The 17,758-nt window shown below is 35.2% G+C and carries 11 protein-coding genes; 8 read left to right on the top strand and 3 right to left on the bottom strand.

What is annotated here, in order from left to right:
• Positions 1-42 precede the first annotated feature (42 nt).
• Positions 43-3,213, bottom strand: a complete 3,171-nt coding sequence (gene ileS, locus OM962_RS04545) for an isoleucine--tRNA ligase (protein WP_264330960.1) — start codon at positions 3,211-3,213, stop codon at positions 43-45.
• A 138-nt stretch (positions 3,214-3,351) separates the two neighbouring features.
• Between ileS and OM962_RS04540 the strand changes: the two genes are divergently transcribed.
• On the top strand, positions 3,352-3,585 hold the full coding sequence (locus OM962_RS04540) for a hypothetical protein (RefSeq protein WP_264330959.1): 234 nt from the start codon (positions 3,352-3,354) through the stop codon (positions 3,583-3,585).
• Positions 3,586-3,648: 63 nt separating this feature from the next.
• Here OM962_RS04540 and miaB read toward each other — a convergent pair whose 3' ends face one another.
• Positions 3,649-4,971 (bottom strand): tRNA (N6-isopentenyl adenosine(37)-C2)-methylthiotransferase MiaB, encoded by a 1,323-nt coding sequence (gene miaB / locus OM962_RS04535; protein WP_264330958.1) that lies wholly within the window; start codon positions 4,969-4,971, stop codon positions 3,649-3,651.
• Positions 4,972-5,630: 659 nt separating this feature from the next.
• On the opposite strand from miaB, the gene recJ reads away from it, so the two are divergent.
• A complete protein-coding gene (recJ, locus tag OM962_RS04530) occupies positions 5,631-7,370 on the top strand; it encodes a single-stranded-DNA-specific exonuclease RecJ (RefSeq protein ID WP_264330957.1) in 1,740 nt (579 codons plus the stop codon).
• 18 nt (positions 7,371-7,388) lie between these two features.
• Here the strand turns inward: recJ and OM962_RS04525 are convergent, their stop codons facing one another.
• Entirely contained in the window at positions 7,389-8,561 is a 1,173-nt protein-coding gene (locus OM962_RS04525) for an NADH-quinone oxidoreductase subunit D (RefSeq protein ID WP_264330956.1), read from the bottom strand.
• 264 nt (positions 8,562-8,825) lie between these two features.
• On the opposite strand from OM962_RS04525, the gene OM962_RS04520 reads away from it, so the two are divergent.
• From OM962_RS04520 to OM962_RS04495, 6 genes are all read left to right on the top strand, one after another.
• Complete coding sequence (locus tag OM962_RS04520) at positions 8,826-9,347, top strand: cytochrome b (protein ID WP_264330955.1); 522 nt, start codon at positions 8,826-8,828, stop codon at positions 9,345-9,347.
• 5 nt (positions 9,348-9,352) lie between these two features.
• Complete coding sequence (locus OM962_RS04515; RefSeq protein WP_264330954.1) at positions 9,353-10,348, top strand: NAD(P)H-dependent flavin oxidoreductase; 996 nt, start codon at positions 9,353-9,355, stop codon at positions 10,346-10,348.
• A 132-nt stretch (positions 10,349-10,480) separates the two neighbouring features.
• Positions 10,481-11,860 (top strand): DUF350 domain-containing protein, encoded by a 1,380-nt coding sequence (locus tag OM962_RS04510; protein WP_264330953.1) that lies wholly within the window; start codon positions 10,481-10,483, stop codon positions 11,858-11,860.
• 104 nt (positions 11,861-11,964) lie between these two features.
• Positions 11,965-12,330, top strand: coding sequence for a hypothetical protein (locus OM962_RS04505; protein ID WP_226079535.1), 366 nt, complete (start codon positions 11,965-11,967; stop codon positions 12,328-12,330).
• Positions 12,331-12,381: 51 nt separating this feature from the next.
• Positions 12,382-14,736 carry a VirB4 family type IV secretion/conjugal transfer ATPase gene (locus OM962_RS04500; RefSeq protein ID WP_264330952.1) on the top strand — a complete coding sequence of 785 codons (2,355 nt, stop codon included), beginning with the start codon at positions 12,382-12,384 and terminating at the stop codon, positions 14,734-14,736.
• Positions 14,717-17,518, top strand: coding sequence for a hypothetical protein (locus tag OM962_RS04495; protein WP_264330951.1), 2,802 nt, complete (start codon positions 14,717-14,719; stop codon positions 17,516-17,518). The genes OM962_RS04500 and OM962_RS04495 overlap by 20 nt, the downstream gene beginning before the upstream one ends.
• Positions 17,519-17,758 lie beyond the last annotated feature (240 nt).

Here is a 17,758-nt window from a genome sequence, read left to right as displayed (position 1 = left end):
CACCACCCTACTTAAAGTAATTTAAGTATAGCATAAACATTACTAACTTTGCAACTTTATTAACTTAATACCAACTGTCAAACCTTGGTATTCCTTAAAATAGAAATCGGCCTCGATCTCTTTATTAGTGTCAAAAGATAAGGCAAGGGTCTGCTCTTTTATATATTTATTCCATGTAGTTATTGCTTCCTTAATTTTTTCATCTTCTGTTTTTATTGTTACTCTAATTCTATCTGATATATGAAAATCAGCTTGTTTTCTAGTTTCTTGAATAAGCCTCACAACATCTCTCGCAAGCCCTTCTAGAATTAGTTCGTCATTGAGCTCAGTACTCAGAACAACAATCCCTTTATTGTTATCAAATACAGAAGAATATTCACTGTCTGCTTTTAACAATAGTTCATATTCACCTTTTTCTATAGTATAGTTCTCTGTTTCATCCCCCAGAAATATTTGCTCATTCTCAATTTGCTTCCACTTTTCTTCTTTGACATATTGAACTAGTTTCTTGATTTTATCTGCAATCTTCTTACCAAGTAGCGGAAAATTTAGTTTTAGCTCTAGTGATGCAATATCTTCAAGTCTGTTTACTAATTCTAATTTTTTTACATTTACCTCATCTCTTATTATCTCTTGATATTCATTTTCAAGGAAATCGCAGGAAGAACTATGATAAATGGTCATACTGCCAAGTGGCTGCCTGATACGTATATTAAACGTATTTCTGATGGATAATGCAGAGTTACATATCTCTCTTACCAAATCCATCTTGACAATGAGTTCACTGTCATATCTATCTGATTGTGGAAAATCAGCCAAATGAACAGATGTTTCTTTGTACTTAAGCCCTTGCCATATAGTCTCTGTTATGAGTGGCAACAAAGGAGCTGCAGCTCGAAGCATGTAATAAAAAACTGTGTACAGAACATTATAAGCGTCGGTTTTGTCTTGATCTAAATCACCTTTCCAAAAACGCTCACGACTGCGACGAATATACCAGTTATTTAGCACTTCAAAGAAATCTGTCAGGATTTTGCAAGCCTCCTGGGAGTTATAGTTGTTCATAGAAGCTTGGATACCTTCCACAGCTTCAAAACATTTTGAAATCATGTAACGATCAATAGTACTTTGATAATCTTGACAAATCTCAGCTTTAATTCCATCTGCATTTGCATACATAGTAAAAAAGTGATAACTGTTCCAAATAGGTTTTATTACGTTTTTTAGAACATCACGCACTAAATTTCCTTCTTTATCGAGTAGTAAATTACCACCGCAAACAATGGAACCAGACAGCATAAGAAAACGCAGCGCATCAGAACCATATTTGTCAAAAACCTCCATTGGATCTGCATAATTATTCAAACGTTTGGATAATTTCTGACCTTTCACATCAAGAACCACACCGTGGCATATGCAATTCTTAAATGGCTCACTATCAAATAAAGCAGTGGAAAGCACAAAAAGCGTATAAAACCATCCTCTTGTTTGTGCTATATATTCAGTGATAAAATCCGCAGGGAAATTACTCTCAAACCACTCCTTATTTTCAAAGGGATAGTGAACTTGCGCGAACGGCATCGATCCAGATTCAAACCAACAGTCAAACACATCAGGCACACGACGCATAACTGATTTTCCTGTTGGATCATCAGGATTTGGTCTTATCAAAGTATCGATAAATGGTCTGTGCAAGTCATCTATTTTAACATTAAAATCTCGCTCTAGTTCTGCTATTGAGCCATACACATCCACTCTTGGATATTTTGTATCGTCTGATTTCCACACGGGAATTGGAGTACCCCAAAATCGATTGCGTGAAATAGACCAATCGTGTGCTCCTTCAAGCCATTTTCCAAATTGACCATCTCTAATATGATTCGGCATCCAATTAATTCTCTTATTCAGTTCTGCCATTCTCCCCTTGAACTTTGTCACAGCAACGTACCAAGAAGGCATAGTGCGATAGATCAAAGGAGTATCAGTTCTCCAGCAGTGAGGATAATTATGAATATGTTGCTCAGTCTTAAACCAACTCCCCTGCTCTTTTAATTTTTTTATTACTGTATCATTGGCATCAAAAACATGAATTCCTGTTAAATCTGAAACTTCAGCAGTAAACTTTCCAGCGTTATCAATTGGACAAACAGCCCGAATATCATGTCTTTGGCAAAGGTAAAAATCTTCTTCACCAAAGCCAGGAGCAGTGTGCACAACACCAGTACCATCTTCTGCTGTAACATAATCGGCAATGAAAACACGGAACGCATTTTTTGTATCTTTAAAGTAATCAAACAGTGGTTTATAGGAAAGACCTGCAAGATCACTCGCTTTAAGTTTTGTATTACAGTTTTCATATTGAATATTGCTTTGTTCACAGTGGCTGACAAATTTCTCTAAATAACTTTCAGCAAAGATGCAGACTTCACCATTTACTAACACCATACAATACTCAATATCCTCCCCTACTGCCAGTGCGAGGTTGCTTGGCAACGTCCAAGGGGTTGTAGTCCAAGCAAGCAACTTACATTTTTGTTTAAATTGCTTTGGGTTTTCTAAAAGTTCAAACGCAACAGTTACAGCCTTGCTAGCTTTTTCTCTATAAGCATTATCTAGTCTTGTTTCAAAATTAGAGAGTGGAGTTTCGCACGCCCAGCTATAGGGAACAACGCGTATTGATTCATACACCAGACCTTTATCATAAAGCTGCTTAAATGCCCACATGACCGACTCCATGAATGACTTATCCATAGTCTTATAGTCATTGTGAAAATCTACCCATCTTGCTTGTCTATTTACATACTTCTCCCATTCTGATGAAAATTTCATCACAGAAGTACGGCAATGATTATTGAATTTTTCAATGCCAAACTTCTCTATCTCAGTTCTACCAGATATTCCAAGTTCCTTTTCTGCACCCATCTCAGCTGGTAAGCCATGGCAATCCCAACCAAATCTACGCTCAACCCTTTTTTGCAGCATAGTTTGATATCTTGCAAATGCATCTTTTATAAAACCAGTAAGCAAGTGTCCGTAATGCGGAAGTCCATTTGCAAACGGAGGCCCATCATAAAATACAAAACAATGACCCTTGGAACGTTTCTCGACTGACTGCTCAAAAATTTTATTTTCCTGCCAAAATTTTATGATTTCCTTTTCTAGCAATGAAAAATCAGGACTGCTGCTTGTATCAGGATAATACTTCATATTCATTTTAACTGGATAAAATCAAAGAATATAGAGCTTTCTGGAAAATTACAAATTCAAAAACTCTGTTTCTATAAACATAGATAGGTATTGACATCATTATACAACATATTAATTCATTAGACTTATTTATTGAGGTTGAAGATGAATAAAGACAATAGAAGTTGGCCTTATCAGAAATTTCATGATGCTAACAAAAATAATAGTAAAAGCAGCTTTGTTTGGGAATCAGTTTCTTATGAATATAATAATTCTGGAAAGATTAAAAAGGTACACTATCAGTGGGAAAAGAAAAAAAATCCCGCAAATCTATTATATCAAGTCTCATATGATTACGTAACAGAGAGCTGTAGTCCTTTAAGGATTAAATCTAGATAGCTTATAAACTTATAAAACACACAAAGTGCTTCTACATGAGACCATGGGAGCACTTTTCTCTAATTAGGCAGCGCATCCCAACAAACTATTTTGCCTAGCTTCCAATATCCTTACATTTACTATTTTATCTTTGTATTTGTCGTCAGGATCATCAACGCATACTGATTGCATGTATGGGCTTTTACCAATAATTTGATTTTGGTGTTTACCTTTTTTATCACTGAATAGAACAGGAATAGTTTTTCCTATCATACTCTGATTAAATTCAAGTTGTTGCTTGCTAATTAATTCCTGTAACCGAAGAAGACGCTCTGTTTTAACCTCTTCTGGTACTTGATCTTTTCTTTCCGCCCCTGGCGTTCCTGGCCTTGGGCTATATTTAAAACTATAAGCCTGAACATATTTTATTTTTTCTACTAATTTCATAGTTTCCTCAAAGTCTTTTTCAGTTTCTCCAGGAAAACCAACAATAAAATCAGAAGAAAATTCAATTTCAGGTTTCAATTTGCGCAATCTGTCTATTATTTCCAAATACTCCTCTGCCGTGTGTTTTCTATTCATTGCATGCAATATTTTATTCGAACCTGACTGCACAGGTAGGTGAACAAACGGCATGAGTTTTGATTCCTCCGCATGTACCAAGTAGAGAGATTCGTGCATATCTCTTGGATGAGAAGTTGTGTAGCGGATTCTTTCTAGCTTTTCAATTTTAGCAATGTGACTAATTAATTTTCCTAAATCCCACACTTCTCCCTCACACTCCCCATGATAAGCATTGACATTCTGACCAAGCAAAGTAATTTCCCTTGCTCCACTTGCAACTAACTTTAATGTTTCACGGAATATTTCATTTACTGATCGTGAATACTCAGCCCCGCGAGTGTAAGGCACCACACAAAACGTACAAAATTTATCACAACCTTCTTGTATAGCAAGAAACGCAGAAGACCCCTGGCTATTGCCATAGCATTCATCTGGCAATTTATCAAACTTTGCAACTTCTGGAAAATCAGTATTTATTACATGACCTTTACTTCTACTTGCTTTGACTATCAGCTCCGGTAAAACAGCGATACTCTGTGGACCAACAACAATATCAACAAAAGGAGCCCTTCTGAACACTTCTTCTCCCTCTGCTTGCGCTACACATCCAGCCACCACTATGGTCATTTCCTTATTTTTTTGTGATGAATGAATTCTTCCAAGCTCTGAGTAGAGCTTTTCTGCTGCCTTTTCTCTAATATGACAAGTATTTAATATCACCAAATCAGCTTGTTCTGCATCACTCACAACACTGAACCCTAGAGGCTTAACTATATTCTCCATTAAAACAGAGTCATAAACGTTCATCTGACAGCCGTAAGTTTTAATATATAGGCCTTTCATATTTAAAATTCTTCACACAAATTCTAGCAAATTATACGAAAAACTGAATTCTAGTACAACAGCCAATAAAGATTGCTTGACAAACCTTCTCGCTTTCCTTACTCTAACAGTAGGGGTATTTTAAGAGCTCAAAAATCTATCTCAGTCTGCAGACTTTTCAGTCAATTTCTCAATAAAAAGTGTAGCGTATCCTCTTCGGTGTATACTGTAGTATGTGCGCTGCATTTTCTTTCTAATCTTTCAGGAGGATTTTATGTCCAGAATTCCAGATACTTAACCTTTATTCTTAAGCTAAAAACCGATTGGTACCTATGGTTTTTATAAAGAAAGTGCAAAAAATACTTTAAAGAATATGAAATAAAGTTAGAAAAGGCTTAAGTAGCCAAAAACTGTTTCCAGGCATAAATTTGTCATGTATACCAAAAAGTAATTACACTAATATAATGTTCACACTTACATGCTAATATAGATATGATGCTAATTAAAGAGCATGTTATGCAAGAAGAAGTATCAGATTTTACAGATGCTCTTTGTCAAAATAAATGTGATTCCTTTCGAGTGACACTCTCCTATATCCTTCCTTTAGGTTATACAGAAATCTAACACAATTATAGAACAAGCGTAAAAGTTCTGGTAAAGTAGTTTTATTTATAAAGAGCATGCTACTTGATATTGAAAAACGCAGCATAACAAATGCACTGTGGAAGTTACAAGAAGCAGATCAAAGGGAGATTTTTACTCTTATACAGAGATTTGAGTTGCCAGAAATATTAGCAAGAATATTAGTTGCTCGTGGTGTTAACATAGAAAATGCACATGACTTCTTACACCCACTAATTAGATCGCTATTACCAGATCCCTTTCACCTCCTTAATATGGATAAAGCTGTTTCTCGCATAATAAAAGCAATAAACAATAATGAGAATATTGCAATATTTGGTGATTACGATGTTGATGGTGCAACGTCATCAGCATTGATTAATAGGTACCTAAGAGCGATTGGGACACACTCTATAATCTATATTCCAGATCGTGTTGATGAGGGCTATGGATTGAACACAGATGCTTTATTACAACTTAAAAAGAATGGTATTGATTTATGTATTTCTGTTGATTGCGGTACGCTTGCATATCAACCAATAGAAGAGGCAAGGGTTTTTGGACTTGATATTATAGTTGTCGATCATCACCTTGGTATAGAAAAATTACCAAGTGCTGTAGCAGTTGTTAATCCCAACCGCCTTGATGAGAGCTCTCCTTATAATAACTTAGCAGCAGTTGGAGTGTCATTTCTGCTAATTGTTGCTCTTAACAGAAGCCTACGTGAGCAAGGATTTTTTACCAACAAAAAAGAACCAGATTTATTTGATCTACTGGATTTGGTTGCTCTTGGAACTGTTTGCGATGTTATGCAGATTACAGGCCTAAACAGGGCTTTTGTTTTACAAGGATTAAAAGTTATGTCAGCAAGAAAAAATGTTGGCTTACGTGTTTTGTTTGACGCTTTGGGAATCCTTGAAAAACCAAGTGTTTCACGATTAGGGTTTAGTATTGGGCCATGTATAAATGCCGGAGGAAGAATTGGAGAAGCATCGCTCGGTGCAAGGTTGCTTTCCACTGATGATGAAGAAAAGGCGCATTCAATCGCGCTAAAACTAATAGATTTGAATAATGCAAGAAAAATGCTAGAAAATGAGGCTATTTTGGAAGCTACAACACAAGCGGAAAATTTTGCCCACTTAGGTGTAAATTTTATAATGGTAAGTGGTAATTGGCACCAGGGAATAATTGGTATCATTGCATCAAGACTAAAAGAGCAGTTTCACTTACCAACGATAGTGATATCTTTAAACAATGGAATAGGAAAAGCAAGCTGCAGGTCAATTTCTGGGATAGATATTGGCGCTGCGGTTCTTTCTGCAAAATTTACCAACCTAATCATTGAAGGTGGTGGTCACAGTATGGCAGCAGGATTTTCGATTGAAGAAGATAAAATAAGTGATCTACATGATTTTTTTACTGCAAGATTTGCAAACTCTACAAATGACAAAATCATAAAAGCCGATGGCATAGTAACAGCTAAAGCAATAAACTTATCCCTGTGGAATCAACTGCAGCGCTTAGAGCCATTTGGAGCTGGCAATCCTGAACCGAGATTCATCATTCAAGGAGCAAAGATAAGGAGGCCTGAAGTTGTAGGAGTTGACCATATAAAATGTTTTATTGCTGACGATAATGTTATGGTCAAAGCTATTGCGTTTCGCTGTGCAAATACTGAGCTTGGCTCTGCTATTATGCAGGGTAATGTTAAAGCCATTTTGGGTAAAATCTCTATGAATTACTGGAATGGCAATGAATTTATACAACTTATGATAGAAGATGTTTTAACCATTAGTTAAGTTACTATTTTACAATAATTACCTATCAATCTCACCAAAGACTATATCGAGTGAACCGATAATTGCTGCAATGTCAGCAAGCATGTGTCCTTTTGCCATGAAATCTAAGGCCTGTAAATGCGCAAAGCCAGGTGCTCTTATTCGACATCTATAAGGTCTATTGGTACCATCTGAAACTATATATACTCCAAACTCACCTTTTGGTGCTTCAACTGCAGCATATGCTTCACCTTCTGGCACATGATATCCTTCTGAATAAAGCTTAAAATGATGAATCATAGCCTCCATAGATTCTTTCATTTCTGCTCTTGGCGGTGGAGAAATTTTTCTATCTTCAGTTTTTATTGGCCCTTTAGGAATTTTCTCTATGCATTGCTTCACTAAGCTAATAGATTGCCTAATCTCTGCCATTCTTACTAAATAACGGTCATAACAGTCACCATTTTGGCCGATAGGTATATCAAAATCTAATTGATCATATATCTCATATGGCTGGCTTTTCCGCAAATCCCAAGCGAGACCAGCAGCACGCAGCATCGGTCCACTAAAGCCCCAATCAAGAGCTTCTTTAATTGATATCTTGCTGATTTCTACAGTGCGTTGCTTCCATATCCTGTTTTCTGTTAGAAGCTCATCAACATCATCTATATACTTTGGAAATTGCGCTATAAATTTTGCAATATCCTCAATCAAACCTTCTGGAATATCTGCTGCAACTCCACCTGGTCTTATATAAGCTGCGTGAAATCTTGCACCTGAGGCCCTTTCATAAAATTCGAGTATTTTTTCTCTCTCTTCAAAGAGCCACAAAAGAGGGGTCATTGCCCCAACATCAAGCGCTTGGGAAGAGATATTTAGTAAATGATTTAGTATTCTTGTCAGCTCACAAAATAGAACACGCAAATATTTTGCCCTAATCGGAACTTCGCACTGCAATAATTTCTCTACACATAACGAATATGCATGCTCTTGCGACATTGGTGACACATAATCAAGGCGGTCAAAATAAGGCAGAGCTTGAAGATACGTTTTATGTTCTATTAACTTCTCAGTGCCGCGATGCAAAAGTCCAATGTGGGGATCTGCCCTCTCGATCACTTCACCATCCATTTCTAAAACAAGACGTAGCACCCCATGTGCAGCTGGGTGCTGAGGGCCAAAGTTTAGCATCATTGTCTTTAGATCTGGCATGTTTGGAAGTTTAAGATGTTAAAATTGTATAGGGTAAAATGTGCTTAAAGTCAATAGGCTTCTTGTACAAGCTATAACTCATCGTTACAATAGAAAAACTCTCAAAAACTTCACCACTTCTTCATGATCTGATAGACAATGTTTATGTATCACATACAATTATTGCACTTATGTTGATCAAGGCAGCGAAATTATGTATAGATAATTTTGATTGAGAAATAGTTTTTCTACTATATAAATTCTACTTTAGAGTAATCAAAATTAATGAAAGACAATAAATATAGTTTAGGCTTAAGGATCATTCATTGGTTAATGTCTGCTCTTATTATTGGCATGCTTTGTTCTGGACTTTACATGAAAAGTTTGCCGATTAGCAGTGAAATTAAATTCAGCATATACACTATTCATAAGGCTTGTGGTATCACCGTTCTTGGATTAATTATAGTACGTATATTTTTTCGCGTCTTTACTTATGTTCCGCCATTACCAGCCAATTTTTCTCGATTCGTAATCAATGCGAGCAAAACGATACACTTTGGTTTGTATTTTTTGATGGTGCTAATGCCATTATCTGGTTATGTCATGTCTTCTGCTTCTAGTAAAGAGATCAAATATTTTGTTCATATCCCTTTGTTAATCAATGAAAACAAAGAGCTAGCTAGTGCAGCTAATCAGCTACATTCGATGCTTGCATATCTTATGATAGTCTTTATAACCTTGCATATACTTGGTGCTTTAAAACACACATTTATAGATAAACAAAACATTTTTAAACGTATGATATAGGTTGTATGTTAAATAGCCTCTGGAAAAAAGGAACGAATTTTCTTGGTAGTGAGTTTGCAGTAATGGGTGGTGCTATGAGCTGGGTTTCAGAGAGAAATTTAGTTTCAGCAATCTCAAATGCCGGTGGTTTTGGTGTAATTGCATGTGGTGCAATGTTTCCAGACTTACTGAAAAAAGAAATCATAGAGACACAGAAATTAACTCATAAGCCATTTGGTGTCAATCTAATTACTATGCACCCAAATTTGAGTGAGTTAATAGATATATGCATTGAAACAAAAGTAAGCCATGTAGTTCTTGCTGGCGGATTACCAACAAAACCTAATATAGCAAAAATCAAGAATGCAGGCATTAAAGTTATGTGCTTTGCACCAGCATTAAGCCTTGCGAAAAGGTTAGTAAACATGGGGGTAGATGCGTTAATAATAGAAGGTATGGAAGCAGGAGGACATATCGGTCCTGTTAGCACTTCTGTTCTCGCACAAGAGATATTACCTCATTTTAAAAATGAGAAAACACCGGTGTTTGTTGCAGGTGGAATAGGAAGAGGCGAAATGATAGTGAACTACCTAGAAATGGGAGCAAGTGGCTGTCAAATAGGTACATTATTTGTCTGCACGAATGAGTCAATCGCTCACAAAAATTTTAAAGAAGTATTCATCAAATCAGCTGCGCGTAATGCTGTATCTTCTGTGCAGATTAGTGCTGATTTCCCTGTAATTCCAGTAAGGGCTATAGCTAACAAAGCAAGTGACGATTTTATGGAGCATCAAAGAGACATTATTGATAAATATCAAAATGGAGAAATCTCAAAAGAAGAGGGGCAACTTGAAATAGAGAAGTTCTGGGCTGGTGCTTTAAGAAGAGCTGTAATTGAAGGGGACATTGAAACAGGATCTTTAATGGCCGGTCAAAGTGTTGGCATGGTTGATAGAGAAAAGCCTGTAAAAGAAGTAATAGATATGCTAGTTCAACAGGCAAGCAATTATGTTGAAATGTAAAATCAGTAATCAGCAAAGAAAATAGTTAGCAAATTGCTATAATTATCCGCAATAAGGCATAATTGCCCAGTTTTAATGTAAAATTAACGCTAAAGAGGTATTCATACATTTTATTTGTATGAGAGGAATGTTATGCTAGGTACTTCAAAAAAATCTAGGAGTAATGATTTACCTTGTAAAATAAAAGAGCTTATTCAATCTTTGAGTAATGAAGAAGATCGTAAACTGTTCACCAATATATACAAAAAGGTCACAAAAAAAACACATAATCATGAAAATCTAAAAAAGGGAGATGGAACTATCGCAAAATGCATAGAGTTGTTCAACAAAGAAGCTGATCCTAACATATTAATTAAATTAGCAAAATTACTGAGAGAGAAAGAAGAATATCAAAAATATTATAATTATTACACCGAGAAATTTCTTCCAGCATTGGAAAAAGAAGTAATGGGATCAGAAGTCGGACTTCCAGTATTTAAGAATGAAATAGAACAATCACAAGGATCACCAACAAGAAGAGGAAAAATATTAGGAATAATTTCAAAGCTTACTAATAAAAGTAGTAACAAAAATCATTCTAGTAGCGTTATTCAAAATCAAAAAGATAGACAAGGTAATGCTATGGAACTATTTAACAAACAAAGTCTTTCTGGTGAAGTTGAAATTCCCAAAAATTCAGGTATTAATCCTCTGGAAAAGGATTCTTTAGCTAAGGGTGTAAGTGGAACAGGAATCTCTGGAACATATAATAAATTTGGAAGTTCAATTCATTGTGGTGATTTAACAACTCCTACATCAAAACAATCACAAGCAAAAAAGGAGATCCCACAATTACAATTGAATAGTCAATCTGACCTTTCGATTGATAGTAAAGATTTAAAAAATGAAAAGCCTAATATAACTGTGAATGCTGTAGAAGTGCCAAGCGGTGCAAATACTTCTAAACTCAGTAGTAGTGATTTAGATAGTGGAATAAATTCATCTAGCTTGGCATCAAGTAGCAGAAGGAACAGCTTAACTTCAGTAACAAGCATTTCATCTGAGGAAAGTGTACACTTAAAATTAAACCCTGCTGAGGAAGATAATAGTTTGCAACTAGAAGATGAAGAAAAAACAAAATTAGCACATCCGAACAAAACAAGGCCCAAAGGCCCAAGCGGAAGAATATCCCCTTCTAAACATTATAAGAAGACTGAAGAAGGGCCTCATTGTGTGATCTCAGTGACAGGCAGTAAGGTAAAAGATACAATGCAATCCAATAATTATGAAAATAATAGTAAAATCAAAAACAAAAATCTTCACGTCGCACTTGTAACAAGTTCTGCTCTCTTAGCAATAGGGTGCATTGTTGCAGGAGCAATGACATCAGGATTAGTAGGAGCAGGACTGTTTGTGGTGGCTGCGGTGTTTGCTACAGCTGCTGCTGCTGAATTGTGTTCAAACTTTCTGTCAAGTAAATTGACATCCATTAGTGTGAGTCCTCTTGTTGATAATAAAGAGCTAACACGGTGATAAAAGTTAAATATGAGTTACTTATGGTGAGCAAGTGAATTCGGTTCTTGCCTATTGATGTAAAAATTGTTACATTTGAGGAGTATCTTAAAGGTATTTAGCTGATGCATATTCAATTGGGTAGAGTTTTTGCTATTGTAGCCCTGTTAAGTTTTATCTTCATGTCATGTTCTAGCAAAGCAAGTGATGAATTGAAAAATATACCAGGAACGTTGAAAGAACTTATTTCTTCATTTTCAGTTAAAGATACTGTAGAAAATATGAGTCCCTCAACAATTATAGGTTTATGTATAGCTACAGTGATACTTGCAGTAGTGTTCAGAGGCCTAATTTTTTTCATGATAATATTTGGCGTACTGATCATGATGTTTGGAAGCACAGAAAAGGCAACAGATTACCTGAAAGAAAAATTCAACTTTGCAAAGGACATACAGTTACAATCCAATAACAAAAAAGAAGATAAGGATTAAGTAAGATAGATGATTCTTTATTATCTTTTTATTGAATACGCATGATATTGTATGCAACCAAAAGTACCAGCCACTAGCTCTAATTCTGAAAAAAAGAACAATTTAGCGTTACTAGAAAGTATTAATTTAGATTTTATCCCTTATGCTTGCCACTACGATGAAGAAACTATACTAACAAAACAGGGGGAATTGTTAAAAATAATCAAATTAGAAGACTATTCTTCAGTTGATAACTATGGTGATCTTAGAACTGAAATTAGAAAAAGTATATCAAAAAATATCAAGAGTTTATATTTTACCGTTTGGATTCACACTGTCCGTAAGCGCAATAAACTGAGCTTACAGTGGAATAAAACTTCAGACTTTTCCGATCAGCTACACTCAACGTGGTTTAATAAACTAGTTGATAGTAAACTACAGTATATAAATGAGCTATACATTGTGGTGTTACTTAGTGATTTTGGCAAACATATTAATAATGCATTTTTTTTTGGCGGGATAAAGAATAGGCACAAGTTATTTTTACAAAAAAATCATCAAGAATTACAAAAAATAACTGACCTGATTCAAAAAGATTTAGAACCTTTTGGAGCTAAAAAACTGGGCCTTAGATCTAGTGAAGGCAAAATATATTCTCAAATGATGGAATTTCTCCATTACATTATTACATTAACGCACAAAGATTATCCAATATGTGAAAGGGATCTATCGCAGCATGTGAAAAACCTAAAAGTAGCTTTCGGTTTCAATAAATTTCAAACATCGTTTGAAGGTCAACAGAAGTTTGGTTCTATTTTTTGCATAAAGGAATATCGAGAAATCCCCTTAGAAAATATAGATAGGTGTTTGCAACTTGACTCTGAGCTTATCATCACAGAAATAATAATATTTACTAGTAATAATAAAGCAGTAAAAGAATTCAAAAAACAAATTAATATACTGCAAATCAGTGAGGACAATACCTTACTTCAAAACTCAGGAATAAATGAAATAATAGAGCTTGAAAAAATTTCTGCTATGGATTTTTGTCAACAGAAAATTATTGTTACAATCTTTGCAGATGATAAGAATAGGTTAGCTAAAAATATCAGCGATTTATCCTCTGTAATGTCGTTAATCGGGTTGATGATGTTTAGGACTGATCTGCACATGGAAAATCATTTTTGGGCACAGCTTCCTGGAAACTTTGCTTTTGTTACACAACCAAAAAATATATTAGAAAAATATGCTTGCAGCTTTGCTATGTTGCATGATTTTACATCAGGTACGTTAAAAGGAGGAAGATGGAAAGAAGCAGTAACAGTTTTTTTTTCAAAAAAAGGCAGTCCTTACTTTTTTAACTTTCATGGAAAGAAAAATAATGGTCATACCACAATACTTGGAGCTCCAAATTCAGGTAGAACCTCACTGATCAATTTCTTACTTTCGGAATCAAGAAAATTTAACCCTAGGATTGTTATATTGGATAATACTGGAAAATCAATAATATTTACTAAAGCAGTAAGCGGCCAATATTACATAATTGATCCAAAATATAAAGATAAAAGTCTAAAATTTAACCCACTGAACATTGAAGATAGTGCTTCTAATCGCAATATGCTTGTTGAATTGATCAAAAGGATGGTTGCAGATGCAAGTTTGGTAGACGTAGAAGAAAAGACAAAAAAAATTGTAGATTCTATATTTGCTATACCAAGAGAATCGCGCTCTATTTCTCAAATTTCTGAAGTGCTTTTACTTCTTGGGGGTAAAATAAGTAAATGGTGTGGTGATGGTGAATTTGCTTACTTATTCCAAGATGGTGATGAGTCAGACATTGACTGGGAAACAAAAATCATATCTCTCAATACTGCGAATCTCACTAAGCAAAAAGAATGTATGTCCGTGATACTTTACTATTTCTTATACTCTTTCGAAGCAAAATGTGATGGCTCACCTGCAATACTTGTTTTGGATGAAGCATGGGAGATAAGTAATATTTTTCCTACAGAGGGAGAGTTTGACAACTGGATGCAAAGAATGACAAAGTTAAATGTTGTAGTCATTCTAAGTACTGAAAACTTAAACCTAGCATTTGCTAGCAAGTTTACTCAATATTTAGATAAGCATGTCGATACCAGGATTCTGATGCCGAACATCAATGCAAACAGATTATACATGAAGGCATTTTCTCTGTCGAAAGAGGAACTGAATGTCATTTTGCAAACACCAACACAGGAAGGTTTATTTTTGATCAAGCAATACAAAGGTTTAGTAACTTTAAATCTAGATTTGAAAAATATGAAAGAAATACATGTACTTTCAGCTAATAAAGAGACTATAAAGTATATGTATGAGGCGATGAAGGAAAAAGGCGAAAAAGTGAGTAAGTGGTTACCGGTGTTCTATGAAAAATGTAAAGCTTAATTTTTTATTGATATTCTCCTTGATATTTTGTCTTTCTTACCAAGGATATGCTGATTGTCCAACATTTGTAAAAAGTAATACTGAAATTGAAGCTGCAGGAAGTAAAGCAGGAAAAGGTATTGCAAATTTTTTTAAAGGCAAGTGGAGCGATTTAGACTTTGACGAAAAATTATTGCAATTTATTAAAGTTACAGCAGTAAATAATCAGGGACCAGAAGGTTACTTCGATCCAAAGATTAAGGTCTGCGATTACGAAGGAAACGACAACTGTTATATATTATCCAGTGGAACATTCTGCCGCCAGATATATGGAACGCAGAGTACAGGAGCTGGAATTTCTGCAGCAGCTTTTATCGATTGGGAAGGAGATAAAACAAAAGCTGGAGGAGAAATTGCCCAAGGTCTTGGATGGGAATGGGCAGATGGTGTTACTGATGAAGAAAAAGTAAAATTTGCTAATGCCCCTAAAATATGCGCTTGCAGTCAGAAAGGGGCTTGTATGTCAGGAATTTCTTCATGGGGCTCTAGAGTATTTTCTGGGGAAAATATTTTTCGTCCTGGAGAGATGGAAAAAGCTTGTGATACATGCTATCAAACAAAAGTAAAATGTGCCCCTGTGCCACTTGCACCTGGTCCACCTCCATTTTGTGAACAACTTGCGATGTCACCACCGCAAATTAGAATTGTTCCTATAAGAAACCAAGATAATGATTACTTTAATCCAAGAGTTGGAGTCATTATTGGTGAGACGAGAGAAAGAAGAGAGCTACCTTTTCCACGCGTTGTTTCAAGCAATGAGAATATTCAAAGTGCTACATACTCTATTCCAGATCAAGATACTTACCATTACTTCAAAACCTATAGAAAAAAAGGTCAGCTCTGCACTGAATATTATGGTACTGAGAGAGAAGAATCTAAAAGAAAATTACAGTTTCCTGCCCGTTGTTTTCCATCACCAACTGCTCCAAAGCCTGAGGAAATAAAGGTAGTAAATGAAAATACGCTAGAGGTAAAAATGAAGATGAGTGAGAACGTTTGTACTTATGACGCACGTGGAACTCACAGTAATGGCATCTGTACTTTTTATGTTAATAAAAATTCTCCTACATACATTGGCCATCTGCCTTTAATAGTAGTAAAGCCAGCAATAGTAAAAAAAACAACTGGTAACGGTAACATAAAAAGCGATATCGATAACATAATAGAAGGTATATTAAAAAATAACTCTCAGTTTGAGGTTTTAAAAAAGTATGGATATGTTCCCGATATTGAAACAGAATGTAAAGAGCTTCAGAATGGTAAGTGCAAACTAGATGACTCAGGATATCCAAAAGTAGAAATAAAATATAAAGAAAATCCTAAAAGTAAAATGCTCTGCCTTTCTGGTTGGCAGCCGGAACCAGAAGAGCTTGTTCTTGAAAAAGGAAGTGAGCTAATATCGCTGAAGTCAGTAGGAGCAAGCTATGCTAAACACAATACTGTTTACTCGAAAGAATCAAATCAATCTTATTATTTTCCTTGCAAAAAAGGGGAAATTATTGAATTAGTTGATGTTTTAGCAAAGCCACAAGATGCACTGAATGAAATAATATTCAATAAGAAAGGATATATTTCTATTCCTGAAGAAAATAAGCCTAGAGACAATTGCATGGCAAAAGAGGATAAAGAGGTAGATACAAAACAAAATTGTGACAAATGCAAGATAGTATATGAATTAACAGATGGGAAACACAAAAAAGAATGTAAGCAAGGTGATGATGGTTGCCTCTGCTTTGATGGAGTGTGTAGTCGCTCAACACAGTATGTGAACAAGGACAACAAGCCTTTTTACTTAAGAGTTTCACAGGATGAAAATGGAGTTGTAAAGAAGTTAGATAATCCAATTAAAGCAAATAGAACAGAAGTCTTTTTCGCTGATAAATTATGCAGGTTCGATTTAGACGGTTTAAAAAAGAGATTGCGTGAAATAATAGTAACACAATTGAAACATAAGAAGCAGATTATTGAAGACAGGGATCAAAAACTTTATGAGCTTGGAGATGGCTATACAGATGATCTGTCAATGTACGATTACGTTGAAATAGAAGCATGGGGAGGTGGTGAAGCCGGTCATATAAATAGTACAGCTCAGTCTACAGAAAATAGACCAGGAATGCCAGGTGATTACATTAAAGCTAAACTGAGAGTCAACCCTAGTTATCCATATATTAAAGTAAAAGTAACAGAAGGAAGTGGTGGACAAGAAAATGATAAATCTAACAAGGATGGGGGACCTACTTTAATAAAAATGTGCAGAGACCTTTCAGAAACAATTTGTAAAGATTTAATTACTGTTGCAGGTGGAGGTACATACAGAACCTATGGGGGAAAGAATTACAAAGATACAATAATTCATGAGCAAAATTTAAAGCTAGAAGAAGAAGTTGTAAAAGGAGATAAGTTAGACTCTAGAGAGGATAATGAAATAGCATACATAAGGAATGGTAAGATTGAGTATGAAAATGTACCAGAATGTAGTAAAAGCTACACTAATATAATATATGGTGCTGGCGGCTGCATCAACGAAAGCAGCAAAAATTATAGCAAGGGCGCTCCTGGTTATGTGAAAATTAAACCTATATTTGAGGAAATTAATGAAAAAAGAGTAAAAAAAATAGATGATGCTATTGAAAAAATGATACAAAATCCAGATGATATCACAGGTATTGATGATTCCTTAATAAATAAACTTGATAAAAAGATTATTGAGACAATTAAAAAAGAAATCGAAAACGAATTGTAAGGACCCTTGAGGGTTACAAATGGAGTAACAGTGAATTTACATCACTGAGAGTATCTATTCAGATTGCATGTCAAACCAGTGTTTCTTTTCTTGTATCTCAGTTCCCATAATGTCATCCCAGTGCTTGACACCCATTTCTTTCTAGTGCTTCCTTCCTTGTCATCACAGCTTCCATAATGTCATTCGAGTAGCTGACACTGAAATCCATGTAAATTTAACTGGACGCCAATGTCACAAACT

This window comes from Wolbachia endosymbiont (group B) of Erebia ligea (assembly GCF_947179575.1).
Taxonomy (GTDB): domain Bacteria; phylum Pseudomonadota; class Alphaproteobacteria; order Rickettsiales; family Anaplasmataceae; genus Wolbachia; species Wolbachia pipientis_C.
The sequence above is the reverse complement of the archived record's forward strand: the minus strand, read 5'-3'. Positions and strand labels throughout refer to the sequence as shown.